The sequence below is a fragment of the [Roseibacterium] beibuensis genome (assembly GCF_039542305.1).
GTDB classification, from domain to species: domain Bacteria; phylum Pseudomonadota; class Alphaproteobacteria; order Rhodobacterales; family Rhodobacteraceae; genus Roseibacterium; species Roseibacterium beibuensis.
Genome location: NZ_BAABHW010000001.1, coordinates 323,551 through 347,888 on the forward strand (window position 1 = coordinate 323,551; position 24,338 = coordinate 347,888).

Consider the following 24,338-nt stretch of genomic DNA (forward strand, 5'->3'; position numbering starts at 1 on the left):
AGGTTCAGGATGCCCGCAAAAGCGTTAACAGCCCTCCTCGTTGCCCTGGTCATGATGCCAGCGGCGACCGCGGCGCAGGAGGACGATGTTTCAACGACGGTCTTTGCCGACGATCGCTATATCGCTGGCGGAGACTACGAGATCGACGACGAGACCACCGGCGATCTTTTCGCCGCTGGCGAGGAAATCACCCTGTCTGCCCCTGTTGCGGGGGCGGCCCACATGGCCGGACGGCGCCTGAGTGTCGCGGCCCCGGTTGCGGGCGCGCTCTATGCTGCTGGCTACGAGATCAGCCTAGACGGGGCCTTTGACGGGCCGCTGTCGGTTTTCGGCGCCGAGGTCGAGATCGACGGCAGCCTGGCCCGCAACCTGCGCGCCTTCGCCTCGGATCTCAGCCTGTCGGGCGACATCGCGGGGTCGGCGATCCTTGCAGCCGACGAGTTGGAGCTCGATGCCGCCATCGCGGGCGACGTCATGATGACGGTGCGCGAGGTCGATTTCGGCGAGGGGGCAAGGGTTGACGGGCAGGTCATCCTCTACGTGGAAGACGGCGATGCCCCGGCCATCCCCGAGAGCGTCGCGCCGCCTGACCGTATCGAAATCCGCGATCTGGAGGCGTGGGATAGCGATGTTGGTCCCTCGATGCGCGACCTGCGCAGGGCCGCTTGGCTTGCCGCGATCCGGGGCTTTGCCTTCAGCGTGCTGCTGGTTGCGGCCATCGCGGCTGTCGCGATCTTCTTTATCCCCGGGCGGGTCGTCCGCTGGCGGGAACGGGCCCTGGCCGAACCCGGACGCAGCCTGGCATGGGGGTTCGGGGCGCTCTCGCTGATCTGGGGCGCGGGGGTGGTTCTTGCCTTCACGGTGTTTGGCCTGCCGCTTTTACCCGCCGCTTTCCTGATCGGCGCGGCGCTGGCCTACGGGGGGTATGTGCTTGGCTCCTACGTGCTTGGCGTGGCGATCTGGCTGCGGCTGGGCAACGTCATGCCCGATAGCGCCTTGCCCAAGATCGGCTTGGCCGCGTTGGGGCCGTGGTTGCCGGACTGCTTGCGTTGATCCCGTTCCTGGGATGGCTCTTCGTGATGGCACTGGCGCTGTTCGGCCTTGGGGCGTTGGTGAACTCGTACCGGGCGCGCAAGACCGGCGGCGGCGACGGAGAGGATGGGGCAGGCCCCGTGCCGGTGGGCTAGGGGCTTTCCTTCGTCGGTGGAATCGCGCATTGGGCGGGCATGACCCGCCCGTACGTCACCTTCGAAAACGCCCAGGTGCTGATGCCCGATGGCGTCGCAACCCGCGCGCTGTCGATGTCCGATGGATGGATCACCGAGGCGCTGCAACCCCGCCGCATCGACCTGTCCGGCTACCTGATCCTGCCCGGAATCGTGGACCTGCATGGTGACGGGTTCGAACGCCATGTCGCGCCGCGTCGCGGCCTGGTCGGGGATCTCGGCCCCGGTCTGAGGGGGCTTGAAGCGGAGTTGGCGGCCAATGGCATCACCACCGCCGTTCTCGCGCAATACTGGTCATGGGAGGGGGGGATGCGGGCCCCCGACTTCGCCAAACGGCTGGCCGATGCGCTGCGCGTGCATCCCGCCCGCGCCGACCTGATCTACCAGCTGCGCCTTGAGTTGGGCTGCATGAGGGAGACCGACGAGGTCCTGGCCTTCATCGACCAGCACAAAATTCCGTTCGTCGTCTTCAACGATCACCTGCCGCACGAGGCCTTGGCCAGCGGCAAACGCCCGCCATCCTTGCAGGGGCAGGCGCTGAAATCCGGTCGCTCCCCCGAGGAACACCGCGCGCTGATGCAATCCATGCATGACGCGATGCCCGAGATCCGCGCCAAGCTGCCGGCCTTCTGTGCGGAACTGGCGCGGCGGGGTATCCGAATGGGCAGCCATGACGACATGACCGCCGAAGAGCGCGCGGCCTGGCGCGGGATGGGCGCGGTGATTGCCGAGTTTCCCATGGCCCGCCCCCCGGCCGAGGCGGGCGATCCCGTGATCCTTGGCGCGCCCAACGTGGTGCGCGGCGGCAGCCACAAGAAGAAATCCATCTCGGCGCTCGAGTTGGTGCAGGACGGGCTTTGCGATGCCTTGTGCTCGGACTACTACTACCCGGCCCCGTTTACCGCGGCGCGCAAACTGGTCTCGCTCGGCTGGTCCCTACCGGAGGCCTGGGCGCTGGTGTCGGCCAATCCCGCTACGATGATCGGGCTGACCGACCGTGGCAGGCTTGCGCCGGGCGCGCGCGCCGATCTTCTGATGACGGATCCCGACCTGTCGCAGGTCTATGCGACCATCGCGGGCGGGCAGGTGACGTGGCTTGCCGGCGACCTTGCAGCCCGGATGATCGCATGAGCGCCTTTCGCCTCTCCGCGTTGGTGACGCTGGCCATGCTGGCCTTCGCCGCGAACTCGATCCTCAATCGCGCCGCCGTCGGCGCGGGCGAGATCGACGCGCTGTCCTTCGCGATCGTGCGGGCCGTGTCCGGCGCGCTTGTCCTGTCCGCGCTGGTCCTTGCCCGGCGTCGCTGCGTTCCGGTTCTGAGGGCAAAGCGCGTGGTCGGCGCGGGGTCCCTCACGCTCTACCTGCTGGGCTTCTCCATCGCCTATGTTCAGATCGACGCGGGGCTGGGCGCGTTGATCCTGTTCGGGGCGGTGCAGGTCACGATGTTTGCGGGCGGCGTGATGGGCGGTGACCGCCCACCGGCGCGCCGCTGGATCGGGGCCGGCGTGGCGCTTGGCGGCTTGGCATGGCTGATCTGGCCGGCGGGCAGCGTCAGCGTGCCGCCCATCGCCGCCGCCGCGATGCTGGCCGCCGGAATCGGATGGGGTGTCTATTCCCTGGCCGGGCGGGGCGCGACCGATCCCCTGGCCGAGACGGCGGCGAATTTCGCCTGGGCCGCGCCGCTCTGCCTGCTGCCTGTTCTGATGCTGCCTGCCTCGCCCGAGGCGGTGGCCCCGACCGATTATGGCCTCGCGCTCGCTGTGATTTCGGGCGCGGTCACGTCGGGTCTGGGCTATGCGCTCTGGTATCGGGTGCTGCCCAGGATGGCGGCCTCGGTGTCGGGGCTTGTGCAACTCTCGGTCCCGGTCATCGCGGCGGCTGCCGGCGTGATCCTGTTGGGTGAAATCCTGAGCCTGCGGATGCTGGGCGCAGGGGCGCTGACGCTCGGTGGGATCGCCTACGGCCTCGGCGCCGGTCACATGATGAGGGGTTCGAGGGGATCGTAGCCCACGCCGTCGCTCCAGACGATATCCGGCAGGATATCGGGCTTGTAGCGCAGCCGCGCCATCTCGGCCCGGGTTGCGAGGACCCGGTCGGTGACGACGCCGTCGGGATCGGTCCATGGGGCGAACGGGTCGCCCGAGACGAGCTGCACCCGGAAATAGACATCCACCTGGTGGAAATCCCGCGCGCGGGAGTGGAACTCGTTCACGAGGCAGGGGGCGCCGACCTCTATGGTCAGGCCGGTTTCCTCGTGGAACTCGCGGATGAGGTTGTCATGCAGGGAGGAATGCGGCTCCACCCCGCCGCCGGGGGCACAGAGCAGATCGGATTTGCCGCCCCCCCAGGCGTTGACCAGCAGCAGCCGGTCCTCGATCAGAAGAAGGCCGCGCACGGCGAGCCGGGGGCGATTGTTGGGGCGTGACATCCGCGCCAGCCTGCAATGACGCTGCGTTCGCGGCAAGCCCCCTCGCAGGGGGGGCGGACATAGCTTATCTTTCGGCCATGCCGAGGTGTCTTGCCCTGTTCCTGTTTTTCATCACCGCCGCTGTCCCGGCGCGGGCCGAGGACTGCGTCGTGCTCTTGCACGGGCTGGCGAGGACGGAAGCGTCGCTGATCGTCATGCAGGAGGCGCTCGAGGCGGAAGGTTACCGCGTGATCAATCGCGGTTATCCATCGACCCGCGCCTCGATTGCCGAACTGGCGCCGCAGACGCTTTTGCCGGCCCTGGCGCAATGCGGGGCGGATCGGGTGCATTTCGTGACCCACTCCATGGGGGGGATCCTGCTGCGCTACTGGGTGTCGCTGCACCGGCCCGTCCGGCTGGGGCGCGTGGTCATGCTGGCGCCGCCGAACGGCGGGTCGGAACTGGTCGATGTGCTGGGACCACTGGAACCTTTCGAATGGATGAACGGACCGGCGGGGATGCAGCTTGGCACGGGGGCAGAAGATTTGCCCCGGTCTCTGCCGGACGTGGATTTCGAGCTTGGGGTGATCGCGGGGGATCGCACGCTGAACCCGATCTATTCGGCCCTGATCCCCGGTCCGGACGATGGCAAGGTCGCCGTCGAACGGACCCGGGTCGCCGGGATGGCCGATCATATCGTTCTGCCCGTGACCCATACGTTCATGATGAACAACCCTCTGGTCATCGCCGAGGTCGTGACCTTCCTGCGAGAGGGCGCTTTCGACCACGACCTGGAATTCCTCGACGCGGTTGAAGAGATCATCGAGTAGCGGTTGCGCCGTCTTCGACGTCGCCCGGTGAAGCGTCCCAAGGGGCATCGAGCCCCTTGGGACGCTTGTGCGCGCCGCGCGGGAGTTTTTCAGCCAAGATGAAGGGGCTGGGCAGGGAGGACCGTGCTAGTCGGCCGGACCGGTGACGCGATTGACGTGGCCCATTTTCCGCCCCGGGCGCGTCTCGGCCTTGCCGTAGAGATGCACCTGAACGCCCGGTTCCGCGGCCAGCGCAGGCGCGCGGTCCACGTCGTCGCCGATCAGGTTTTCCATCACGACATTGGCGTGCCGTTCGCCATTGCCGAGGGGCCAGCCGGTCACCGCGCGGATATGTTGTTCGAATTGGTCGACCGCGCATCCGGCCTGTGTCCAATGCCCGGAATTATGCACGCGCGGGGCGATCTCGTTCACGACAAGGCCTGTTGGCGTCACGAACAGCTCCACCCCCATGACGCCCACGTAATTCAGTTCGGTCAGGATGCGCGATGCAAGCAGCACCGCATCGGTTCTGAGCGACGCCGGGATGGGCGCGGGCACCGTGGTCGTGGCCAGGATGCCGTCGCTGTGGACGTTCTGGCCGGGGTCGAAGGCCGAGACGGAGCCATCCTGCGCGCGGGCGGCAATCACGCTGATTTCCATCGAAAAGTCGATGAACCCCTCGGCGATCGCGGGGGCGCCTTGCAGGCTGGCCAGCGCGGCTTCGGCCTCGGCCTCGGCCATCACGCGGGCCTGCCCTTTTCCGTCATAGCCGAAGCGTCGGGTTTTCAGGATGGCGGGCACGCCAGTTTCGGCCAGCGCGCCGGGCAGATCGTCGGCGGCGCTCACGGCGGCGAAGGGGGCGACCCGGAGGCCGATATCCTTGAGGAATGTCTTTTCCGTCAACCGATCCTGGCTGACCTCGAGCGCGCGCCGCGACGGGAAGAGCGGGGTGTCGGCGGAGAGGATATCGAGCGCGGGGGCAGGGATATTCTCGAACTCGTAGGTGATGACATCGCAGGCGGCGGCGAAGCGGGCCAGCGCCTCGGCATCGTCGTAGGGCGCTTGCGTCCAGTCATGCGCGACATCGGCGGCGGGGGCGGCGCCCGGCTCGAAAATATGCGTGCGATAGCCAAGGCGCGCGGCGGCCATGGCGAGCATCCGGCCCAACTGACCGCCGCCGAGGATACCGATGGTCGAGCCGGAGGGGAGCGGATCAGTCATCGCTGGGCACCTCGGGGATGGAGGCCGACAGGTCCGCGCGCCACTGGTCGAGGCGCTGGGCCAGGTCGGGGTCCGAGGTGGCGAGGATACCGGCGGCCATCAGCCCCGCGTTGCAGGCCCCGGCCGCGCCGATGGCCATGGTGGCCACGGGAAAACCGCGCGGCATCTGGAGGATCGAATAGAGCGAATCCACGCCCGAGAGCGCCTTTGTCTGCACCGGCACGCCGATCACGGGAACGCGGGTTTTCGAGGCCATCATGCCGGGCAGGTGCGCCGCGCCGCCCGCGCCCGCAATGATGACCTTCAGGCCACGGTTCGCGGCGGACTTGCCGTAGTCCCACAGGCGGTCCGGGGTGCGATGGGCCGACACGATCCGTGTCTCGTAAGGAACGGACAGCGCGTCGAGAATATCGGCCGCTTCCTTCATCGTGGGCCAGTCGGACTGGCTGCCCATGATGATGCCCACTTCGATCTTCGCCATAGGCCGCACTCCATCCGCCTGCGTCTTGAGCGGCGCACTATAGCGACGGGCGGGGGCGGTGCAATGCGGCAGAGAACGGGTGGTTCAGGCTTGGCGGACGTATCGGCATCATGTCGACGCCATCGGAGCTCAGGCGATGATGTCCGGCGTCAACTCGTCCTCGATGCGCGAGATCTCGTCCTTCAGGGCGAGCTTCTGCTTCTTCAGGCGGCGCAGGGTCAGCTGGTCCGGATTGACCGCCTGCTGAAGCGCGTCGATCGCGTCGTCCAGGTCGCGGTGCTCACGGCGCAAAACCTCGAGTTTGACGCGCAAAACGTCCTCGTGGCTCATCTCGGTGGGTGCGTTCATGTTTTTCGGTCGTCCCCCAGATCCGTCGCGCGCGGGATCCGCCTGATGACGATACACGCAAAGCGGCGCGGCGCAAAGCCTGTCGCGCAGGGCGTGGCATCTTGCGCCGGGTGGGTGAACACCCCATATTTTTGCCTGAGCACGCTGTCGCCGATGACCGGGGCAGTGTCCGACCGCAGATCGCTTTCGTGCAAAGGATGTGCCTGATGACGAAACTAACCCTTGGGTCGCACCCTTTTCTTCTTGGGTTCGACCAGCTGGAACGCCTGGTGGAGCGCACCGCGAAATCCGGCAATGACGGCTACCCGCCCTATAATATCGAACAGCGGGGCGAAAACGCCTATCGCATCACGCTGGCCGTGGCCGGGTTCGCCGAAAATGACCTGTCGATCACCGTCGAGGACCGCCAGTTGGTGATCCGCGGCAAGCAGCGAGAGGATGAAGACGCGCGTGTCTTCCTGCATCGGGGGATCGCGGCGCGGCAATTCCAACGCAGCTTTGTCCTGGCTGACGGGGTCGAGGTGGCCGGTGCCTCGATGGAGCATGGACTTCTGCACATCGACCTGAAACGCGCCGTGCCCGACAGCGTGGTGCAGACGATCCGGATCAACAACACCGCGAAGGCGGACCAGTAAGAAAGGGTGATGCCATGAATGAACGCAATTCCGCTGCCGAAACCCAGGGTCGGCCCATCGTTTACATCCGCAAGGTCGCGGTGGCCGACCTTCCGAGAGAAGTGCGCGAGCAGGCCGAAGGGCTGGAAGAGATCTATGCAATCGGGTCCGAGACGGGAGAGCAACTCGCCCTGGTCAAGGACCGGCACCTGGCCTTCGTGGTCGCGCGCCAGAACGACATGACGCCGGTCAGCGTGCACTGACCTGACTGCATCCGAGATGGAAAGGGCGCCCGGCGAGGCGCCCTTTTTCATTCGTCCAGCGTGTCGCGCCAGCGGTTGACGATGGGATAGCGCCGGTCGAGCCAGAAGGCGCGCTCTGTCAGGCGCGCGCCGGGGGCGGCCTGGAAACGCTTGTATTCGTTGATGTAGATCAGGCTCTCGATCTTCTTCACGGTCGCCCGGTCATAGCCCATGGCCACCACGTCCGAGACGCTGGCCTCCTTGTCGATCAGCATTTCCAGCATCACGTCGAGATCGGCATAGGGCGGCAGGCTGTCCTCGTCCTTCTGATCCTCGCGCAGCTCGGCGGTGGGGGGCTTGCCGATGACGCGGGGTGGGATGACTTCGCCAGCGGGGCCGGCCATCCAGTCGCGGTGATTGGCGTTGCGCCAGCGGCAGGTCTCGAAAACGCGGGTCTTGTAGAGGTCCTTGACCGGGTTGTAGCCGCCCGCCATGTCGCCGTAGATCGTGGAATAGCCCACGGCGACCTCGGACTTGTTGCCGGTCGTCAGCAGCATTTCCCCGAACTTGTTCGAGATGGCCATCAGCATGACGCCGCGCAGGCGGGACTGGATGTTCTCCTCGGTCACGTCCGGGCCGAGGCCAGCGAACAGGTCCGATAGCGCATCGCCGACCGCGTCATGGGCCCCCGCGATCGACACGGTATCGAGCTGGCAGCCAAGCCGCCGCGCGGTTTCCCCGGCATCTTCCAGCGACATGTCCGATGTATATTTCGAGGGCAGCATCACGCAGCGCACGTTCTCGGGGCCGAGGGCGTCCGACGCGATGGCGGCCACCAGCGCCGAGTCCACGCCGCCCGACAGGCCCAAGACGGCTTTCGAGAACCCCGCCTTGCGCATGTAATCGCCCAAGGCCAGCACCATCGCGTGATAGTCGGCCTCCCAGGCGTCGGGCAGGTGGGCTTTCTCGCCCTCGACCGCAAGCCATCCCTCGGGGCCGCGTTCGAAATCGACATGGGTCAGGGCGGGCTCGAAGGCGGGCATCTGGTGCGTCAGCACCCCGTGCGGGTTCAGCACGAAGGACGCGCCGTCAAAGATCTGGTCGTCTTGTCCACCTAGCAGGTTCAGGTACACCAGCGGCAGGCCGGTTTCGACCACGCGGGCCACCATCTGCGCCTGACGGATATCCATCTTGCCCCGGTGGTACGGGGAACCGTTCGGCACCAGCAGGATCTCGGCCCCGGTCTCGGCCAGCGTCTCGGTCACATCCTCGAACCACGCATCCTCGCAGATCGGCATGCCGATCCGCACCGGGCCGACGCGCACGGGGCCCGCCGGGTCGCCCGCGTAGTAATAGCGTTTCTCGTCGAACACGGCGTAGTTCGGCAGGTGATGCTTGAGGACCGTCGCGTCGATCTTGCCGCCTTGCAGGACGAAATAGGCGTTGAACGGCTTGGCTCCGCCGGGCAGGGGGCCGCCGATGCCGATAGCCGGGCCGTCCGCGCAATCCGCCGCCAACTCCTCCAGCACGCGCTGCACGTCCATCGCGAAGGCCGGCTTCTTGACGAGGTCCTGCAACTGGTAACCGGTGATGAACATCTCGGGAAAGGCGATCATGTCCGCACCGGTCGCCTTGGCGGTTTCCCAGGCCTCGCGGGCGATGCGGGCATTGGCCCGCAAATCGCCGACCGTGGGGTTCAACTGTGCCAGCGTCAGGCGAAATTTGTCGGCCATGGGTGCATCCTGCCTTTGCGGTCCGTCTCGCGCGCCCCTCTCATAGCAGACCCATGCGCGGGGCCAAGCCATCGCCGGGACCTGCCGGGGAAAGACATTGCGCGCGGGCGGGTCGTCACCTAGCTTGTTCGTCGAAAAGGGAAACCGGCTCCGAAACAGGGGGGCACACAAGGTGCAGAGCGGGAATTGGGTCCGAGGAATGCTGGCTGGCCTCGGCGTGGCGATGGTCGCGACCGGGGTCGTGGCGCAGGAGGCGGATGGCGACGCCACTGTCGATATCCAGCAATATGACAATGGCGGGATCTACGAGGGAGAGTTCCGCAACGGCGTGCAGCATGGCACCGGCACCTACCGCCTGCCGAACGGGTATGAATACACCGGCGAATGGGTCGACGGAGAAATCCGTGGCCAGGGCGTGGCCCGCTTCCCCGACGGGTCGGTCTACGAGGGCCAGTTCCTTGCCGGGCGACCCAATGGCGAGGGAACGATCACCTTTGCCGATGGCTCCACCTACGAAGGCGAGTGGGTCGAAGGCCGGATCGAAGGGACCGGCACCGCGAACTATTCCAACGGCGTCAGCTACACCGGACAATTCCTGAACGCGCTGCATCACGGTCAAGGCATGATGACCGGCCCGAACGGGTATCGCTACGAGGGCCAGTGGGCCAACGGGCTGAAGGAAGGGGAAGGCACGATCACCTATCCCGACGGCGCGGTCTACTCCGGCCAGTTTGTCGCCGGTCAGCGATCGGGCACCGGGCGGTTGGAGATGGCGGACGGCGTCGTCTACGAAGGCCAGTGGGCCGAGGGGCAGATCAACGGCGAAGGCACGCTGACCCAGCCCAATGGCGACGTCTACTCCGGCACGCTGGTCAACGGTCAGCGGCAAGGCGAGGGTCGCGTGACCTATGCCAATGGCGATGTTTACGAAGGCATGTTTGCCGATGACCGCCGCCATGGTCAGGGCACCTTCACCGGGGCTGATGGCTATATTTACTCCGGCGAGTGGCGCGAGGGGCGCATCGCCGGAACCGGGCAGGTGACCTATCCCGACGGCTCGGTCTACGAGGGGCTGTTCCGCAACGACCTGGCGCATGGCATGGGCACGATCACCTATCCTGACGGCTCCTCCTACGAAGGCGAGTGGGTCGATGGTGTGATCCAGGGGACGGGAACGGCGCGCTATGCAAACGGCCTCGTTTACCAGGGGCAGTTCCTGAATGCCCGTCAGCACGGGCAGGGCGTGATGAGCCATCCCGACGGTTACCGCTATGAAGGCGCGTGGGAAGACGGGCTGCGCCATGGCCAGGGGGCGGCGACCTATGCCGATGGCACGGTCTACGAAGGTCAGTTCGTGGCCGGGCAACGCGAGGGCCAAGGCACGCTGACGATGCCCGACGGATTTACCTATACCGGCGCGTGGGATGACGGCGAAATCAACGGGATGGGAACGGCCACCTATTCGAATGGCGACGTCTATGAAGGCATGTTCGTGAACGGTCGCCGGCAGGGCGCGGGCACGATGCGCTATGCCACCGGTGAAGTGATCGAGGGCGATTGGGAAAACGGCCTGCTGTCCGGCGACGGCGCCGAAGCCGCCCCGGAGCCCGCCGCCCAGCCCGACACCAGCGAAGCGACGCCGACCGACGAGGCAGCGCCCACGGACGGCTGACAAACCCCGCAGCAAAAGAAAAAAGAGGCGCCATTGGCGCCTCTTTTCGGTTCATGACCCGGGCCGGGATCAGCCTGCGACCAGCCCCATGGATTCCAGTTTCAACAGCACTTGTTGTGCGCAGTAATCGACATCCATCCCCTCGGTGTCGACGCGCAACTCGGGTTCCGTCGGCTCTTCGTAAGGGTCGGAGATGCCGGTGAACTCCTTGATCTTGCCCTCGCGCGCCAGCGCATAGAGGCCCTTGCGGTCGCGGCGTTCACATTCCTCGAGGCTGGTGGCGACATGGACTTCGACGAAGGCGCCATAGGCTTCGATCATCTCGCGCACCGCGCGGCGGGTCGAGGTGTAGGGGGCGATCGGTGCGCAGATCGCGATGCCGCCGTTCTTGGTGATCTCGGAGGCGACATAGCCGATGCGGCGAATGTTGATGTCGCGGTGTTCCTTGGAGAAACCAAGCTCGGACGACAGGTGCTTGCGCACGACATCCCCGTCGAGAAGGGTGACCGGTCGGCCGCCCATTTCCATCAGTTTGACCATGATGGCGTTGGCGATGGTCGATTTGCCCGAACCGCTGAGGCCGGTGAAGAACACGGTGAAGCCTTGCTTGGAGCGCGGCGGCGAGGTGCGGCGCAGTTCCTTGACCACCTCGGGGAAAGAGAACCATTCCGGGATTTCCAGCCCTTCGCGCAGGCGGCGGCGGAGTTCCGTGCCCGAGATGTTCAGGATCGTGACGTTGTCCTTGTCTTCGATCTCGTCGGCGGGCTCGTATTGGGCGCGTTCCTGAACGTAGACCATGTGTTTGAAATCGACCATTTCGATGCCGATTTCTTCCTGGTGCTGACGGAACAGGTCTTGCGCGTCATAGGGGCCGTAGAAATCCTCGCCCGCGCTGTTCTTGCCGGGGCCGGCATGGTCGCGGCCGACGATGAAATGCGTGCAGCCGTGATTCTTGCGGATCAGCCCGTGCCAGACGGCTTCGCGCGGGCCTGCCATGCGCATGGCGAGGTTCAGCAGCGACATGGTGGTTGTGGCGCTGGGGTATTGATCGAGCACCGCCTCGTAGCAACGCACGCGGGTGAAGTGATCGACATCGCCCGGTTTGGTCAGGCCGACGACCGGGTGGATCAGCAGGTTGGCCTGAGCCTCTTTCGCGGCGCGGAAGGTCAGTTCCTGGTGCGCGCGGTGCAGCGGGTTGCGCGTCTGGAAGGCGACGACCTTGCGCCAGCCCAGCTTGCGGAAATAGGCGCGCAGTTCGTTCGGAGTGTCGCGGCGGGCGCGGAAATCATAATGGACCGGCGGCTGGATGCCGGTGATCGCGCCGCCCAGATAGACGGGGCCAGCGGTGTGATGCAGGTAGTTCACCGCCGGGTGGGCGATATCGTCAGCGCCGAAAACCTTCTCGGCTTCGTGGGCCTTGTTCGGCACCCATTTGTCGCTGATGGAGAGGATTGCGAGGATCACACCTTCCTGGTCGCGCAGCGCGATGTCCTGGCCTTCTTCGATCTTGGCCGCGAAGTCCTCGGAGATATCGAGCGTGATGGGCATCGGCCAGAGCGTGCCATCGGCGAGGCGCATGTTGTCGACGACCGACTCGTAATCTTCCTTGCCGAGGAAGCCCTTGAGCGGGCTGAAGCCGCCGTTCATCAACAGTTCGAGGTCGCAGATCTGGCGCGGCGTCAAATCCCACGACAGCAGGTCGCCGGCTTCGCGCTTCAATTTCTGCGCGCTATCGGGTGAAACGTAGAGTTCCTGAATGGGTGCGTGATGGTTCTGCATCATCTGAATCCTGGGTTTGAGAGAAAGAAGTCCGCTCGTGGCGCCGGTCAGCTCGGCATGGAGCGCGTCGTACTCGGCAAGTTTGCGTGCGAGGAAACGGTCGGTGAGGCGCGCCTTTTCGGCGGCCCCGCGAGAGGTGAGGGCATAGGCGAAGCGCTGACGCTTGTCCGGCCCGGCCCGGTCCGTGATCTTGACGAAGCCAGCGTCCGCCACGGCCCGAAGTTGCGCGTTGAGCCGCCCGAGGCTGATCCCCAGCGCCTGCGCTGTCGCGCGCTGCGACGCATCTGGCGCAGCGTCGAGCTGGCGCAGGAGGCGGAAGAGCTGGTCGTCTTCCGGCAGGGTGGTCGTGCTTGGCGCGGCGGGCATTCGGGGAGACTCAATATGTGTTCAACAATGAACACATCTCACATTTTGCAGCCGCAGAAAAGGGGCTGTGGCGAAATTGGCCAATTTCCGCAGCCACGGGTCGGTCAACAGGCCAAGGAAAAGCCCCGCCCGGACGGTCCGGGCGGGGCGAAATGTGGATCTGAAGGCGCTGCTCGGGTTTATTCTGCCGCGCCGACCTCGCCCTCGGCCTTGTCCGTGACGGCGGCATAGGGCCCGGCCTCGGTGGTGGTTTCCCCTTCCTGTTCGGCCAGCCATTTCTCGGCATCCAGCGCGGCCATGCAACCCATGCCGGCACTGGTCACAGCTTGGCGATAGACATGGTCCGTCAGGTCGCCCGCAGCGAAGACACCGGGAATCGAGGTGCGTGTGGTGCCGGGGGTGACCTTCACGTAGCCGCCGTTGTGCAACTCAAGCTGGTCCTTCACCAACTCGGTCGCCGGGGCATGGCCGATGGCCACGAAGAAGCCCGCGCAGGGCACCTCGGTGATTTCACCCGTCTGGACGTTCCTGGCGCGCACGCCTTCGACCCCGCGCGGATTGTCGGTGCCGACGACCTCTTCGACCGTGTGGTTCCACAACAGTTCGACCTTGGGGTTCTTGAACAGGCGGTCCTGCATGATCTTCTCGGCGCGCAATTCGTCGCGACGGTGGATGAGCGTGACCTTCGACGCGAAATTCGTCAGGAACAGCGCCTCTTCCACGGCGGTGTTGCCGCCGCCGATCACCACGACCTCCTTGCCGCGATAGAAGAACCCGTCACAGGTGGCGCAGGCCGAAACGCCGAACCCCTTGAAATGCTCTTCCGACGGCAGGCCCAGCCATTTGGCCTGTGCCCCGGTCGCCAGAATGATCGCGTCGGCGGTGTAGGTCGTGCCGCTGTCGCCGATGGCCGTGAAGGGGCGGTTCTGCAGGTCGAGGCTGCTGATGTGGTCCGAGATGATCTCGGTGCCCATGGCGCGTGCATGCTCCTCCATCCGGACCATCAGGTCGGGGCCCTGCACCTCCGTGTCGCCGGGCCAGTTCTCGACCTCGGTGGTGATGGTCAACTGGCCACCCGGCTGGATGCCCTGGACGAGGATGGGTTCAAGCATGGCACGGCTGGCATAGACGGCTGCGGTGTAGCCGGCCGGGCCGGAGCCGATGATGAGAACGCGGGTGTGACGTGTGTCTGGCATGGCGGACCCCCTTGGGTTCGTTGATCTCGGGGCATGAGGGGTGCAGGCCGCACCCCTCATCGGTGTTGCCGTCGATATAAAGAGTTGACCATGCCGATGAAAGGGGCGCGCGTGTCGCCGCGTTGCGACTTGCATCTTCCAGGTGGCTATTCCATATGTTGCGCAAGCGTGAAATAAAATTGCGCAGACGCATAAATTCTTGGCAGAAAAGAAATGAGCACCTGCCGGAAAGGGATGGCATGCCCAGCACGAAACTCGACCCGATCGATCGCAAGATCCTTGCCGAATTGCAGGAAGATGGCCGGATGACCAATGTCGAGTTGGCCAAGCGCGTGGGCATCTCCGCGCCGCCCTGTTTGCGCCGCGTGCGAACGCTGGAAGAGGCGGGCTACATCCGCGGATACCATGCCGATGTCGATCCCCGCCAGCTGGATTTCGAGGTGCAGGTCTTTGCCATGGTGGGCCTGAACAGCCAGGCCGAGGCGGACCTCGTGGCCTTCGAAGACCGCTGTCGCGGCTGGCCGCTTGTGCGGGAATGCCACATGCTGAACGGCGAGATCGACTTCATCCTGAAATGCGTGGCGCCGGATCTCTCGACCTTCCAGAGCTTCCTGACCGAGGAACTGACCGCCGCGCCGAACGTCGCCAGCGTGCGCACGTCGTTGGTGATTCGCGCCGCGAAGGATGCGCCGGGCGTGCCCTTTGACGTGATGGAAGAGCGGCTGAGCCAGTCGGCCTGACCGTCATGTTGCCCCCACGAAAAGAGGACGTCGCACCGCTCTACCAGCGCGCGCTGAAGCTTCAGCAATCGGGCCAGGTTGCAGAGGCCCAGGCGATCTACGAACGCTTGCTGCTAGCGGTGCCGCGACAGGCCGAAGTGCTGTTCCAACTGGGCCGGATCGAGGCGCAAAGCGGCCGGCTTGACCGCGCGGAACGGCATCTGCGCAAAGCCTTGCAGACCAAGCCGCGTGAAGCGGCCATATGGCAAGCTTTGCACGGGGTTCTGCGCGGCGGGGCGAGGAAGAAGCTGGAACGCGAGGCCACGAAGGCCGGCATCCTCTTGGGGCAGGCCTCGGATGTGCAGCCCATCATGCGGCTTCTCTCCGAGGGAAAACCGGAGGAGGCGGAGAAACGCGCCATCGCCCTGTTCAAGGCCGCGCCCGCAGCGTCGGCGCCTGCGCATGCGCTGGGGTTGGCCCGCATGGCGCGGGGCCATTGGGCCGCTGCGGCGGAGGCGCTGAAGGTGGCCCTGTCCCGCGAGCCGGAAAACGCGAGCTACAAGGCCGATCTGGCCCGCGCCCTCGCACGCACTGGCCGACCCAAGCAGGCTGAAAAGCTGCTCGAAGAGGCGGCCGCTGCGGGATTGAACGTGGCGGCAGATCTTGCACGTCTTTACCGGGAAAGCTGCCGGTTCGAAGACGCGGCCATCTGGTCTGCAAGGGCGGTGAAGTCTTCCCCGCGCGACATTCCCACACTGATGGCGCACGCTGGCGTGTTGGCCGAGTTGCGCAAACCAGAAGAGGCGCGGAAAAGCCTTGCCGCCGCGCTCAAGGCGGGGGGGCAGCCGCAGCGGCTGAAATCGCGGCTGGCTTGGGACCTTGAGACTGCCGGCGAACATGACGCGGGCCTTCAGCTCTTGAACGACGCCTTGTCCGACGCACCGAAAGACCCCCTTCTTTTGACGCAGCGCGCGCAGATGTTGCAGACCGCCGGCGATCTTTCCGGCGCAGAGACGGACTTGCGCGCAGCGATAGACGCGGCGCCCGATCATGCAGAGGCGTACCGGGCCTATGTGAACGGAAAAAAACTTTTGGCCGACGATCCCCTGCTTGCCCGGATGGAAGAGCAGTTGGGCAACCCGTCCCTCGACGCTGCGGCGCGCCGCACGCTGAATTTCGCAGCGGCCAAGGCAAAGCATGATCTGGCGAGATACGGGGAGGCCGCAGAGCATCTCGACCGGGCCAACCGACTGGCAGCGCAGGCTTTTCCATACGGTTTCGACGCGGACCTGACAGAAGCGCGTCTTCTGGTCGAGGATTGGCACACGCATCTGCGTGACGCGGAGTCCAATGGCCCCGCTGACCCGGTTCTCTTCGTGACGGGGCTGCCAAGGTCGGGCACGACCCTCGTCGAAACGATCCTTGCGGCACATTCCCGTGTCACGGCTGCGGGCGAATTGCCGTTCCTGGGCCGCGCGCTGGCCCCTGCCATCGAACAGATGCGCGCCGGAGCGACCGATGACAGCGCATTCGCCGAGGCGGGAGAGCGCTATTTGCGCGCGGCGCGTCGTAGAACCGGCGCGACGGACATCATCGCGGACAAGGCGATCTCGACGTTCTCGCGCATCGGCCATGCGGCGAGGGCCTTGCCGGGGGCGCGTTTTGTCGTGTTGCGCCGTGACCCGCGAGATGTCGGCCTGTCCATCTGGCGCAATTTTTTCCCGGAAGGGCTTCATCGTTACGCCTACGATCTGACCCAAATGGGGCGCTACATCCGGTTGCACGACGCCTTGGTGCAGTTCTGGAGCGAGGAATTGCCGGATCGTGTGCTTGTTCTCGACTATGAAGAGCTTACTGCGCAGCCCGAGGCTGAAATCCGGAAGCTGATCGCATTCGCGGGCCTCGATTGGGAGGACGCCTGTCTTTCGCCCGAGACGGCAGATCGGGCGATCAAGACGCTGAGTTTTGCCACGGCGCGGCAACCCATTGGACGGGATGCCGTGGCGGGCTGGCGTCACTACGAGGAGGCCCTGGAGCCACTGGTGGACGCCTTGAACACGTCGGTGGATCTTTCGCGCGCGTCCTGAAGCGATCAGGCGACGCCTGTGCCAGACACGAAGAAGGCGGCCATTCTGGCCGCCCCTTGCAAGCGTTCGTTTTTTCCGATGCGCGTAGCCGGGATCAGCTCGCGGCTTTGAGGCGGATGGGCTTTGCAGCGATGCCGCGCTTGGTGCGGACCTGGCGGTGCCACGTCATTTGCACATCTTCCGCCTTCTTGGCTTCTTCAAGGATCGTTTTCATCCAGCGCCGGGTCTTCATCTGCCTGTTCCTTTCGTGCCGCGATCAGTCGCTATCTTGTTGCGTGCCGCCCTTTGTGGGCTTGTGACCAACGTGACCCGAGATGGTGGCAGTCTTTGGGCGTCGACGTTAAGTCGCGGTAAAAATACTGGGCAAAAATGGGGCGAAGACCGGCGTCGGAATGGCCTTTTTCCAAAGGTTTTTTGTTAAATGCGTTGAGACTTTGCGGCGGGAACAAGGCAGCGCTTGCCCGGATGCTGCCAAGATCGCCCTAACGCCTGTCGGCATCGCGGCAATCCCGGCCGTTTCGCGAGGGTGTCAGAGGCGAATCGCTGACAGAAGGCGGCCGTAGTCGGCCTCTCCCCGATGGGTGGCGCGGCGATAGGAATAGAAGCGCCCGTGGTCCGAATAGGTGCAATGACGCGTCCATTCGGCATTTTCGATCCCGGCCAGGCGCAACCGCATCAGCCCATAGGCAGGTAGGTCGAACAGGTATTTGCCGTCGGCCCCGTTGATGAAGAACCGGCTGTTGCCGGGATCCTCATCGAGGAAGCGTTCGAGGAATTCCTGCCCCACTTCATAAGCGCGCTGGCTGATCGACGGCCCGATCACGGCACGAATGTTGTCCCGGCGCGCGCCCATCGCTTCCATCTGGTCCACGGTCGCCTCCAACACGCCATCTATGGCGCCGCGCCATCCGGCATGGGCGGCGGCGACCACGCCCGCCTCTCGGTCCGCAAAGAGCACCGGCTGGCAATCGGCGGTCAGAACCGCGATGGCAAGCCCCGGTGTCGCGGTGACGATGGCATCGGCCTTCGGTCGGTCCCCGTTCGGAAGCGGGCCGTCCAGCGCAACGGCATCGGCAGAATGGACCTGGTGCACGGTCACCAGCTTGTCCCGATCGACCTCCAGGGCCTGCGCGGCACGGGCGCGGTTCATCTCGACGATCTCGCGCTGATCGGACGAACCGCCGCCGCAATTGAGCCCTTCGAAGATGCCCGAGGATGCACCGCCACGGCGCGTGAAAAACCCGTGTTGCACCCCGTCGAGCAACGGGGAGGTCAGGATTTCAAGGCTGAGCGAGGCGGCGGACATGGTTCAGGCAGCAGGTCCTTGAGGATCGAGACCGGGGGGCGGGGCCGCACTGGGCGGCACGAGGGCGAGCACTTTGAAGAGGTTTCCCATTTCCTCGGGGTGCGTCAACCGCCTGTGCGCGGCGACAAGCTGATCGCGCGCGGGGCCGGACAGGCCTTTGAGCAGCGTTTGCGCGCGCGGCGTGATCCCGAGTCGTTCCAGAAACACGCCTTGCGGGGTGAGGGTCGAGGGCACAGCCGGGTTTGCCGCCCGCGCCAAGGCACCAAAGGCGACATGGGCGGTCAGATCCGCGCCGCCCGGATCGGCAAGCGGATCGGCATAGGCGTGGCCCGCCATGGCCTGAAATGTGTCGCCGATGCTGGCCCAGTCGCCGTAATCGATGATCAGGGCCGCCCCGCCAAAGGCTGCAACACGTCGCCCGATTTCACCCGCGATCGCTTCGCCCGCAGGGCACAACTCGACGATCTGGCCTTCGCGGACGTTGTGCAACCGCTCGCTCAAGGCCGCGACGGTTGACGGGGGCGACAGGCCCCAGATCAGGTTTTCGCCGTCGGCCCCGATCATGCGTTCATGCCAGCCATCCGCACCGCCGCGCTGGTATTGGCGGATCGGCAGCGCGTCGAAAAATTCGTTCGCAACCAGGAACAGGGGGCCATCCGGCACGGTGGCAAGGGTCTCGTGCCAGTGTGGCGCAAAATCCGACAAGAGCCCCTCTTGCGCCGCGCGCAGCTTTGGGGAGGCTTCGACCAGGTGCAGTTGCATCGCCCCATGAAACCCGGGCACCGTGCGGGTTGCGCGCAGCGCATCCGCCATCAGCGTCCCTCGGCCCGGGCCCAGTTCGACGAGGTTGAATGGGGATGGCGCGCCTTGGTCCATCCAGACCTGCGCCAGCCACACCCCCAGCAATTCGCCGAACATCTGGCTGATCTCGGGCGCGGTGATGAAATCGCCCGCGCCGCCAAGCGGGTCGCCGGTGGTGTAGTAGCCATGTTCCGGATGGAGCAGGCATTCGGTCATGTAATCCGCAACGGTCATCGGGCCGGTGCGGGCGATCCGCTCGATCAGGCGGTCCTTCAGGGTCATGCCGTGTGCCTGCGCCAGATCAGCCAAAGACCGGCAAGCATCATCGGGATGGTCAGGACCTGGCCCATCGTCAGGCCGAGCGATGGCCCGAATTGCAGCGCATATCCCAACGGGTTTCCGGGGCCTGCGAATTGCGCATCGGGCTGGCGAACGAACTCGACCGCGAACCGGGACAGCCCGTAAATGACGAGGAACATGCCGGTCAGCGCGCCGGGGCGCTTCAGCCAGCCGCGCCGCCAGGCCAGCCACAACAGGATTGCCCCCATGATCAGCCCTTCGAGCACCGCCTCGTAGAGTTGCGAGGGGTGCCGCGCGCAGGCGAGGCCCCATGCGGTTTCGACCATGCCCTCTGGCGTCAGGCAGTCCTGCGCGGCCCGGCCGGGGAATACCACGGCCCAGGGCAGGTCACTGGGCCGCCCCCAAAGCTCGGCATTGATGAAATTCGCGATCCGCCCGAGGAACAGGCCGATCGCGACCACCATCGCCATCGCGTCCGCCACTTGCAGCGGCGCGATGCCGTTGCGGCGGCACCAGATCCAGGCCGACAGCGTCACGCCCAGAAGGCCGCCGTGAAACGACATCCCCCCCTCCCAGATCCGCAGGATCGCAAGCGGATCGGACAGGTATCCGCCCGGCTGGTAGAACAGCACGTATCCAAAGCGCCCGCCGAGGATCACGCCGAGAACCACGGCCGTCAAAAGCCCTTCGACCTGGTCCGGGCGCATCGGGCTGGTATCGTGGGGCCAGAGCGTGGGGCGCTTGACCGCCTGCACGATCAGCCACCATCCCGCGGCAAGCCCGACGATATAGGCCAGTGCATACCAGCGCAGGGCAAAGGTGAACTCGCCGATGGTGATCGAGAAGATCTCGGGCGAAATCTCGGGGAAGAGGATCGCGAAGGGCATTTGATCTCCGTCCGGGTGCTGGGTCGGGTGCAAGGGGTGGGGGCGACCTGCGTCGAAGTCAACCTTGATCGCTGACGCCAACCGGCCCATATCACGGGGAACGGATTACGGAGAGTGTGTGATGCAGACCCGCAACAAGATCATGGAAGACATGAGCCAATTGATGACGAACGCCATGGGCGTGGCGCAGGGGGCCAAGGCCGAGGCCGAGACGGCGATGAAATCCATGATGGACCGCTGGCTGGCCGACCGGGATTTCGTGACCCGCGAGGAATTCGAAGCCGTGCGCGCAATGGCGCAAAAGGCGCGCGAAGAGAACGAAGCCCTCAAGGCCCGCCTCGACGCGCTTGAAGGCGGCAAGGGGTAAGACCCGCGTTCACCACCGGAAACTGCAAGGGGCCTGCGGGCCCCTTTTTGCTGTCCCTTTGTCTCCAGCCCCCCGAGAGACCCAATTCCTGCCAACTTGGCATCCAAGTGTTGAGAGAAAGATCGAGACATCGCTTGGATCACTACGGGCTTCACAGTGGAAAACCTGCTTGTACTTGTCTCCGATCTCCCGGCCTGGACATGGGGTTTGGCGCTCGGGTCTCTGGCGGTTGGGGCTATCTTTTCCCTTCGCGCACGGTCGCACAGATCAAGAGGGCCTGTACCCTTGTCGGTCTCGCCGAGGGCGCGGGCCACATGTAAAAAGACAAGCCCGGTTCGCGCAGGCAAAACTGCGGCTCACCACCTGCCTGCCAAAGCTGGACTTGCCGTTGTGGATGCGATGCCAGTTGCGGCGCGGCCCGTTTTGAACCGCGCCGAAGACCGGCTCTTCGAACAACTCGATGATCTGGTCTCGACAAGCATCATGGGCCACAACCTGCTTGCACAGGTCTCGCTTGGCGAATTTCTGAGGATCCGGCGAAAGGGGCGAAGCTACGGAGAGTGGAAATCGGATTTCAATCGGGTCAACGCCAAGCGGGTTGATTTCCTGATCGTCGATCGCGATTGGAACCCGGTGCTGGTGATCGAGTATCAAGGGGCCGGACATTACGGGCCCGATGGCACCATCAAACAAAAACGCGATGCCGAAAAGCGCGACGCGATCAAGCGCACCGCGTGCATGTCGGCTGGGATCGGCGTCATGGAAGTGATGCCGCAGGGTTTGACGGAGAGGCAAGAGGCCGAAATCAAAGCACTCTTTTATCCGCCGTCCTGGATTGCCGCCGAATAGGCGCGTGCAGTATCGCCATCTGTGGGCAAAGCCGCAGGCACCCCAATATCTTGTGGGTAACCCGAATACTCGTGCCACACCCCCCTGTGCGTCACAAAAATTCTTCTTTACAGAAGTTCCAAGTCACCGCACCATATTTCGTAGGGGCCGGGAGTGGCCCGGCGACCCCTAGATAGGACACCCAGCCATTAGTGGGAGTCTTGGGATCGACAACCAAGGCCCTGCGTCGGCTGCCAAACGAGAGGCCTGGGCAATGTCGCATTCCGAGCAGTATCTGGATATCGAGGAACTTCACCCCATCGACATCGTGGAGACGCTGGCCGCGCATCACGAATGGGATTTCGACCGTATCGCCGATGACCAGATCGCCATGGCCATCGAGGGCCAGTGGCGCACCTATTCCGTTACGCTGGCCTGGTCCTCCTATGACGAAACGCTGCGGATGATCTGCACCTTCGACATGGACCCGCCCGAGGAAGGCAAGGCCAAGCTCTACGAGATGCTGAACCTCGTGAACGACCGGTGCTGGGCGGGGGCCTTCACCTGGTGGGGCGCGAACAAGCTGATGGTCTATCGCTACGGCCTCGTCCTCGCGGGCGACCAGTTGGCCAGCCCCGACCAGATCGCCTGCATGGTGGAAACCGCCGTCCTGTCGGCGGAACGCTATTACCCGGCCTTCCAGCTGGCATTGTGGTCCGACCGCTCTGCCGAAGACGCCATGCAGGTCGCCATTGCAGAGGGCTACGGCCGCGCCTAACCTCCCGCGGGCAGGAAACGCCCGAGGGAGAAGGCATGTCATTTACCGAGATCGAGCGCCGCGGCCTTGTGATGCTGGGCTGCGGCAAGATGGGGTCGGCCATGTTGGCCGGATGGCTGAAACGGGGGCTTTCGCCCGATGCCGTCTTTGTCCTGGACCCAAACCCGTCCGACTGGCTGAAGGGCACCGGCGTTTCGATCAACGCGGACCTGCCGGACAGCCCCGCCGTCGCGCTCGTCGCGGTCAAACCACAGATGATGGGCGAGGCCCTGCCGCGCATGGCAGCCTTCGGTGGCGGCGAGACCTTGTTCATCTCGGTCGCCGCAGGCACGCCGATTGCCGCCTTCGAAGCCGCTTTGGGGGCAGGCACCCGGATCGTGCGGGCCATGCCCAACACGCCGGCCGCCGTGGGCAAGGGCATCACGGCGATCATCGGCAATGACGCCACCGGCGCCGATGATCTCGACACGGCAGAGGCACTCCTCTCCGCCATCGGGCAGGTGGTCCGACTGGAGACCGAGGACCAGATCGACGCCGTAACGGGCGTGTCCGGCTCGGGTCCGGCCTACGTCTTCTACATGATCGACGCGCTTGCCGCGGCGGGCGAGGCCGAGGGTTTGCCCAAACCGCTGGCCATGCAATTGGCGAAGGCCACCGTGGCGGGGGCAGGGGCCCTGGCGGAAGAGGCCGGGGAAGCGCCGGAACAGCTTCGGATCAATGTCACGTCGCCCAATGGCACGACGCAAGCGGGGCTTGAGGTGCTGATGAATGACAACGCGGGCCTTGTGCCGTTGATGCGGGCCACGGTCGCCGCCGCCGCCAACCGCAGCCGGGAGTTGAAGGGATGAGTGACCTGATCGGCATCGACGATTTCCTCAAGGTCGATATCCGCGTGGGCACGGTGACCCGCGCCGAACCCTTCCCCGAGGCGCGCAAACCCGCGATCAAGCTGTGGGTCGATTACGGCCCCGGGATCGGCGAGAAGAAAAGCTCGGCCCAGATCACGGTGCACTACGCCCCCGAGGACCTGGTCGGGAAGAAGGTGCTGGGGGTGGTGAACTTCCCGCCGCGCCAGATCGGTCCCTTCATGTCCGAGGCGCTGGTCCTGGGCTTTCACGACGAGGATAACGCCGTTGTCCTTGCCATACCGGACAAGGACGTCCCCAACGGCGCGAGGCTTTGCTGATGAAACTCCTGATCTCCCGCCGCCTGCCGGACAGCGTGATGGCCGATGCTGAGGATCGCTTTCACGTGACATGCCGCACGACGACCTTGCCGATGGATCACGCGGAATGCGTTGCGGCGCTGCACGCCTACGATGTCATCCTTCCGACCCTGGGCGACGCTTTCACGGCCAGGGCCTTCGCCGAAGCCGGCGAGCCGCGCTGCAAGCTGCTGGCGAATTTCGGTGTCGGCTATAACCATATCGATGTGGCGGCTGCGCAGGCCGCCGGGATCGCGGTGACGAATACGCCCGGCGCGGTCACCGACGCGACCGCCGATATCGCCATGACCCTGATCCTCATGACCGCCCGCCGCGCGGGCGAGGGCGAGCGCCTCGTGCGGTCGGGCCAATGGACCGGCTGGCACCCGACGCAGATGCTGGGCCTCCATGTGACCGGCAAGACGGTCTGCGTGATCGGCATGGGCCGCATCGGTCAGGCCATCGCGCGGCGCTGCCATTTCGGGTTTGGCTGCCGCATCGTCTATGTGAACCGCTCGGCCAAGGCGGTCGACTTTCCCGCCGAGCAGATGGACATGGCCGATGCGTTGGGCCAGGCCGATATCGTCGTGCTGGCCACGCCGGGCGCCGCGGACACCCATCACCTGATCGGCGCCGAGGCCTTCGCTGCCATGCAGCCCCACGCGATCTTCGTGAATATCAGCCGCGGCGATGTCGTCGACGAGGCGGCCCTCATCACCGCTCTGCAACAGGGCGCCTTGGCGGGCGCCGGCCTCGATGTCTATGAATTCGAGCCAAGGGTGCCGGATGCGCTCCTCGGGATGGAGAACGTGTGCCTGTTGCCCCATCTTGGGACGGCGGCACTGGAAGTGCGCGAATCCATGGGGCGGATGGCGCTGGACAATGTCATCGCCCAGTCCGAAGGGCGCGCGCTGCCAAATCCAGTGGGCTGACCTGCCCTTCATCTTGGCCAGAAAACTCCGGGGGT

Annotated in this window: 27 protein-coding genes; 16 read left to right on the plus strand and 11 right to left on the minus strand. The window is 65.2% G+C overall.

What is annotated here, in order from left to right:
* The first annotated feature begins 9 nt into the window (after positions 1–9).
* The 4 genes from ABD923_RS01610 to ABD923_RS01625 are packed head-to-tail and all read left to right on the plus strand — an operon-like array spanning position 10 to position 3,232.
* The gene (locus ABD923_RS01610) at positions 10–1,053 is read left to right on the plus strand and encodes a hypothetical protein (protein WP_259547046.1); all 1,044 of its coding nucleotides are present in this window, start codon (positions 10–12) and stop codon (positions 1,051–1,053) included.
* On the plus strand, positions 1,029–1,187 hold the full coding sequence (locus ABD923_RS01615; RefSeq protein ID WP_345229393.1) for a hypothetical protein: 159 nt from the start codon (positions 1,029–1,031) through the stop codon (positions 1,185–1,187). Before ABD923_RS01610 ends, ABD923_RS01615 begins: the two co-directional genes overlap by 25 nt.
* Positions 1,188–1,226: 39 nt before the next feature.
* Entirely contained in the window at positions 1,227–2,357 is a 1,131-nt protein-coding gene (locus ABD923_RS01620) for an alpha-D-ribose 1-methylphosphonate 5-triphosphate diphosphatase (RefSeq protein WP_259547042.1), read from the plus strand.
* Positions 2,354–3,232: a DMT family transporter gene (locus tag ABD923_RS01625; RefSeq protein WP_259547040.1), complete on the plus strand. Its 879-nt coding sequence runs from the start codon at positions 2,354–2,356 to the stop codon at positions 3,230–3,232. Before ABD923_RS01620 ends, ABD923_RS01625 begins: the two co-directional genes overlap by 4 nt.
* Here the strand turns inward: ABD923_RS01625 and ABD923_RS01630 are convergent.
* Positions 3,202–3,654 (minus strand): NUDIX domain-containing protein, encoded by a 453-nt coding sequence (locus tag ABD923_RS01630; protein WP_259547037.1) that lies wholly within the window; start codon positions 3,652–3,654, stop codon positions 3,202–3,204. The two genes, ABD923_RS01625 and ABD923_RS01630, sit on opposite strands and share 31 nt — an antisense overlap.
* Positions 3,655–3,731: 77 nt before the next feature.
* On the opposite strand from ABD923_RS01630, the gene ABD923_RS01635 reads away from it, so the two are divergent.
* The gene (locus tag ABD923_RS01635; RefSeq protein WP_259547034.1) at positions 3,732–4,463 is read left to right on the plus strand and encodes an alpha/beta fold hydrolase; all 732 of its coding nucleotides are present in this window, start codon (positions 3,732–3,734) and stop codon (positions 4,461–4,463) included.
* Between the two features lie 126 nt (positions 4,464–4,589).
* Here the strand turns inward: ABD923_RS01635 and ABD923_RS01640 are convergent, their stop codons facing one another.
* The 3 genes from ABD923_RS01640 to ABD923_RS01650 form a co-directional block, all read right to left on the minus strand.
* A complete protein-coding gene (locus ABD923_RS01640) occupies positions 4,590–5,663 on the minus strand; it encodes a 5-(carboxyamino)imidazole ribonucleotide synthase (RefSeq protein ID WP_259547033.1) in 1,074 nt (357 codons plus the stop codon).
* The gene (gene purE / locus ABD923_RS01645; RefSeq protein ID WP_259547031.1) at positions 5,656–6,144 is read right to left on the minus strand and encodes a 5-(carboxyamino)imidazole ribonucleotide mutase; all 489 of its coding nucleotides are present in this window, start codon (positions 6,142–6,144) and stop codon (positions 5,656–5,658) included. The genes ABD923_RS01640 and purE overlap by 8 nt, the downstream gene beginning before the upstream one ends.
* A gap of 129 nt (positions 6,145–6,273) precedes the next feature.
* Positions 6,274–6,492 (minus strand): YdcH family protein, encoded by a 219-nt coding sequence (locus tag ABD923_RS01650; protein ID WP_259547030.1) that lies wholly within the window; start codon positions 6,490–6,492, stop codon positions 6,274–6,276.
* A 206-nt stretch (positions 6,493–6,698) separates the two neighbouring features.
* Here ABD923_RS01650 and ABD923_RS01655 point away from each other — a divergent pair, with 206 nt between their 5' ends.
* Entirely contained in the window at positions 6,699–7,127 is a 429-nt protein-coding gene (locus ABD923_RS01655) for an Hsp20 family protein (protein ID WP_259547029.1), read from the plus strand.
* Positions 7,128–7,141: 14 nt separating this feature from the next.
* Positions 7,142–7,369, plus strand: a complete 228-nt coding sequence (locus tag ABD923_RS01660; RefSeq protein WP_222188974.1) for a DUF1150 family protein — start codon at positions 7,142–7,144, stop codon at positions 7,367–7,369.
* Between the two features lie 47 nt (positions 7,370–7,416).
* Here the strand turns inward: ABD923_RS01660 and ABD923_RS01665 are convergent, their stop codons facing one another.
* Positions 7,417–9,081, minus strand: a complete 1,665-nt coding sequence (locus ABD923_RS01665; protein ID WP_259547028.1) for an NAD+ synthase — start codon at positions 9,079–9,081, stop codon at positions 7,417–7,419.
* A 199-nt stretch (positions 9,082–9,280) separates the two neighbouring features.
* Between ABD923_RS01665 and ABD923_RS01670 the strand changes: the two genes are divergently transcribed.
* Complete coding sequence (locus ABD923_RS01670) at positions 9,281–10,753, plus strand: MORN repeat-containing protein (protein WP_259547027.1); 1,473 nt, start codon at positions 9,281–9,283, stop codon at positions 10,751–10,753.
* Positions 10,754–10,822: 69 nt separating this feature from the next.
* Here the strand turns inward: ABD923_RS01670 and ABD923_RS01675 are convergent, their stop codons facing one another.
* A complete protein-coding gene (locus tag ABD923_RS01675; RefSeq protein ID WP_259547026.1) occupies positions 10,823–12,898 on the minus strand; it encodes a bifunctional sulfate adenylyltransferase/adenylylsulfate kinase in 2,076 nt (691 codons plus the stop codon).
* Positions 12,899–13,077: 179 nt separating this feature from the next.
* Positions 13,078–14,094 carry a thioredoxin-disulfide reductase gene (trxB, locus tag ABD923_RS01680; RefSeq protein ID WP_259547025.1) on the minus strand — a complete coding sequence of 339 codons (1,017 nt, stop codon included), beginning with the start codon at positions 14,092–14,094 and terminating at the stop codon, positions 13,078–13,080.
* 239 nt (positions 14,095–14,333) lie between these two features.
* Between trxB and ABD923_RS01685 the strand changes: the two genes are divergently transcribed.
* Together ABD923_RS01685 and ABD923_RS01690 are read left to right on the plus strand one after the other, a co-directional pair.
* Positions 14,334–14,834, plus strand: coding sequence for an Lrp/AsnC family transcriptional regulator (locus tag ABD923_RS01685; RefSeq protein ID WP_259547024.1), 501 nt, complete (start codon positions 14,334–14,336; stop codon positions 14,832–14,834).
* Between the two features lie 5 nt (positions 14,835–14,839).
* Positions 14,840–16,900 (plus strand): tetratricopeptide repeat-containing sulfotransferase family protein, encoded by a 2,061-nt coding sequence (locus ABD923_RS01690; RefSeq protein ID WP_345229394.1) that lies wholly within the window; start codon positions 14,840–14,842, stop codon positions 16,898–16,900.
* A gap of 94 nt (positions 16,901–16,994) precedes the next feature.
* On the opposite strand, the gene ABD923_RS01695 is transcribed toward ABD923_RS01690, so the two are convergent.
* From ABD923_RS01695 to lgt, 4 genes are all read right to left on the minus strand, one after another.
* Entirely contained in the window at positions 16,995–17,132 is a 138-nt protein-coding gene (locus ABD923_RS01695) for a hypothetical protein (protein WP_222188960.1), read from the minus strand.
* Positions 17,133–17,429: 297 nt separating this feature from the next.
* Positions 17,430–18,206, minus strand: coding sequence for a peptidoglycan editing factor PgeF (gene pgeF, locus ABD923_RS01700; protein ID WP_259547022.1), 777 nt, complete (start codon positions 18,204–18,206; stop codon positions 17,430–17,432).
* A gap of 3 nt (positions 18,207–18,209) precedes the next feature.
* Positions 18,210–19,289 carry a class I SAM-dependent methyltransferase gene (locus tag ABD923_RS01705; protein WP_259547019.1) on the minus strand — a complete coding sequence of 360 codons (1,080 nt, stop codon included), beginning with the start codon at positions 19,287–19,289 and terminating at the stop codon, positions 18,210–18,212.
* Entirely contained in the window at positions 19,286–20,194 is a 909-nt protein-coding gene (gene lgt / locus ABD923_RS01710; protein ID WP_259547017.1) for a prolipoprotein diacylglyceryl transferase, read from the minus strand. Before lgt ends, ABD923_RS01705 begins: the two co-directional genes overlap by 4 nt.
* A 121-nt stretch (positions 20,195–20,315) precedes the next feature.
* Here lgt and ABD923_RS01715 point away from each other — a divergent pair, with 121 nt between their 5' ends.
* The 6 genes from ABD923_RS01715 (at position 20,316) to ABD923_RS01740 (ending at position 24,303) form a co-directional block, all read left to right on the plus strand.
* Complete coding sequence (locus tag ABD923_RS01715) at positions 20,316–20,561, plus strand: accessory factor UbiK family protein (RefSeq protein WP_222188952.1); 246 nt, start codon at positions 20,316–20,318, stop codon at positions 20,559–20,561.
* Positions 20,562–20,984: 423 nt separating this feature from the next.
* Positions 20,985–21,410 carry a DUF2726 domain-containing protein gene (locus tag ABD923_RS01720; protein ID WP_345229395.1) on the plus strand — a complete coding sequence of 142 codons (426 nt, stop codon included), beginning with the start codon at positions 20,985–20,987 and terminating at the stop codon, positions 21,408–21,410.
* A 253-nt stretch (positions 21,411–21,663) separates the two neighbouring features.
* Positions 21,664–22,167 (plus strand): type III secretion system chaperone family protein, encoded by a 504-nt coding sequence (locus ABD923_RS01725; protein ID WP_259547014.1) that lies wholly within the window; start codon positions 21,664–21,666, stop codon positions 22,165–22,167.
* A gap of 35 nt (positions 22,168–22,202) precedes the next feature.
* Positions 22,203–23,015 carry a pyrroline-5-carboxylate reductase gene (gene proC / locus ABD923_RS01730; RefSeq protein ID WP_259547012.1) on the plus strand — a complete coding sequence of 271 codons (813 nt, stop codon included), beginning with the start codon at positions 22,203–22,205 and terminating at the stop codon, positions 23,013–23,015.
* Positions 23,012–23,353 (plus strand): tRNA-binding protein, encoded by a 342-nt coding sequence (locus tag ABD923_RS01735; RefSeq protein ID WP_259547011.1) that lies wholly within the window; start codon positions 23,012–23,014, stop codon positions 23,351–23,353. Before proC ends, ABD923_RS01735 begins: the two co-directional genes overlap by 4 nt.
* Positions 23,353–24,303, plus strand: coding sequence for a 2-hydroxyacid dehydrogenase (locus tag ABD923_RS01740; protein ID WP_259547010.1), 951 nt, complete (start codon positions 23,353–23,355; stop codon positions 24,301–24,303). The genes ABD923_RS01735 and ABD923_RS01740 overlap by 1 nt, the downstream gene beginning before the upstream one ends.
* Positions 24,304–24,338 lie beyond the last annotated feature (35 nt).

What these genes read in the sequence shown, in the direction of transcription:
- pgeF (WP_259547022.1), bottom strand. Translation starts at nt 18,206, where the DNA reads ATGTCCGCCGCCTCGCTCAGCCTTGAAATCCTGACCTCCCCGTTGCTC.
- ABD923_RS01740 (WP_259547010.1), top strand. Translation starts at nt 23,353, where the DNA reads ATGAAACTCCTGATCTCCCGCCGCCTGCCGGACAGCGTGATGGCCGAT.
- ABD923_RS01655 (WP_259547029.1), top strand. Translation starts at nt 6,699, where the DNA reads ATGACGAAACTAACCCTTGGGTCGCACCCTTTTCTTCTTGGGTTCGAC.
- ABD923_RS01670 (WP_259547027.1), top strand. Translation starts at nt 9,281, where the DNA reads ATGCTGGCTGGCCTCGGCGTGGCGATGGTCGCGACCGGGGTCGTGGCG.
- ABD923_RS01725 (WP_259547014.1), top strand. Translation starts at nt 21,664, where the DNA reads ATGTCGCATTCCGAGCAGTATCTGGATATCGAGGAACTTCACCCCATC.
- ABD923_RS01690 (WP_345229394.1), top strand. Translation starts at nt 14,840, where the DNA reads ATGTTGCCCCCACGAAAAGAGGACGTCGCACCGCTCTACCAGCGCGCG.
- ABD923_RS01705 (WP_259547019.1), bottom strand. Translation starts at nt 19,289, where the DNA reads ATGACCCTGAAGGACCGCCTGATCGAGCGGATCGCCCGCACCGGCCCG.
- trxB (WP_259547025.1), bottom strand. Translation starts at nt 14,094, where the DNA reads ATGCCAGACACACGTCACACCCGCGTTCTCATCATCGGCTCCGGCCCG.
- ABD923_RS01715 (WP_222188952.1), top strand. Translation starts at nt 20,316, where the DNA reads ATGCAGACCCGCAACAAGATCATGGAAGACATGAGCCAATTGATGACG.
- ABD923_RS01685 (WP_259547024.1), top strand. Translation starts at nt 14,334, where the DNA reads ATGCCCAGCACGAAACTCGACCCGATCGATCGCAAGATCCTTGCCGAA.
- ABD923_RS01695 (WP_222188960.1), bottom strand. Translation starts at nt 17,132, where the DNA reads ATGAAGACCCGGCGCTGGATGAAAACGATCCTTGAAGAAGCCAAGAAG.
- ABD923_RS01620 (WP_259547042.1), top strand. Translation starts at nt 1,227, where the DNA reads ATGACCCGCCCGTACGTCACCTTCGAAAACGCCCAGGTGCTGATGCCC.
- ABD923_RS01635 (WP_259547034.1), top strand. Translation starts at nt 3,732, where the DNA reads ATGCCGAGGTGTCTTGCCCTGTTCCTGTTTTTCATCACCGCCGCTGTC.
- ABD923_RS01630 (WP_259547037.1), bottom strand. Translation starts at nt 3,654, where the DNA reads ATGTCACGCCCCAACAATCGCCCCCGGCTCGCCGTGCGCGGCCTTCTT.
- proC (WP_259547012.1), top strand. Translation starts at nt 22,203, where the DNA reads ATGTCATTTACCGAGATCGAGCGCCGCGGCCTTGTGATGCTGGGCTGC.
- ABD923_RS01735 (WP_259547011.1), top strand. Translation starts at nt 23,012, where the DNA reads ATGAGTGACCTGATCGGCATCGACGATTTCCTCAAGGTCGATATCCGC.
- ABD923_RS01650 (WP_259547030.1), bottom strand. Translation starts at nt 6,492, where the DNA reads ATGAACGCACCCACCGAGATGAGCCACGAGGACGTTTTGCGCGTCAAA.
- purE (WP_259547031.1), bottom strand. Translation starts at nt 6,144, where the DNA reads ATGGCGAAGATCGAAGTGGGCATCATCATGGGCAGCCAGTCCGACTGG.
- lgt (WP_259547017.1), bottom strand. Translation starts at nt 20,194, where the DNA reads ATGCCCTTCGCGATCCTCTTCCCCGAGATTTCGCCCGAGATCTTCTCG.
- ABD923_RS01660 (WP_222188974.1), top strand. Translation starts at nt 7,142, where the DNA reads ATGAATGAACGCAATTCCGCTGCCGAAACCCAGGGTCGGCCCATCGTT.
- ABD923_RS01640 (WP_259547033.1), bottom strand. Translation starts at nt 5,663, where the DNA reads ATGACTGATCCGCTCCCCTCCGGCTCGACCATCGGTATCCTCGGCGGC.
- ABD923_RS01625 (WP_259547040.1), top strand. Translation starts at nt 2,354, where the DNA reads ATGAGCGCCTTTCGCCTCTCCGCGTTGGTGACGCTGGCCATGCTGGCC.
- ABD923_RS01665 (WP_259547028.1), bottom strand. Translation starts at nt 9,081, where the DNA reads ATGGCCGACAAATTTCGCCTGACGCTGGCACAGTTGAACCCCACGGTC.
- ABD923_RS01610 (WP_259547046.1), top strand. Translation starts at nt 10, where the DNA reads ATGCCCGCAAAAGCGTTAACAGCCCTCCTCGTTGCCCTGGTCATGATG.
- ABD923_RS01675 (WP_259547026.1), bottom strand. Translation starts at nt 12,898, where the DNA reads ATGCCCGCCGCGCCAAGCACGACCACCCTGCCGGAAGACGACCAGCTC.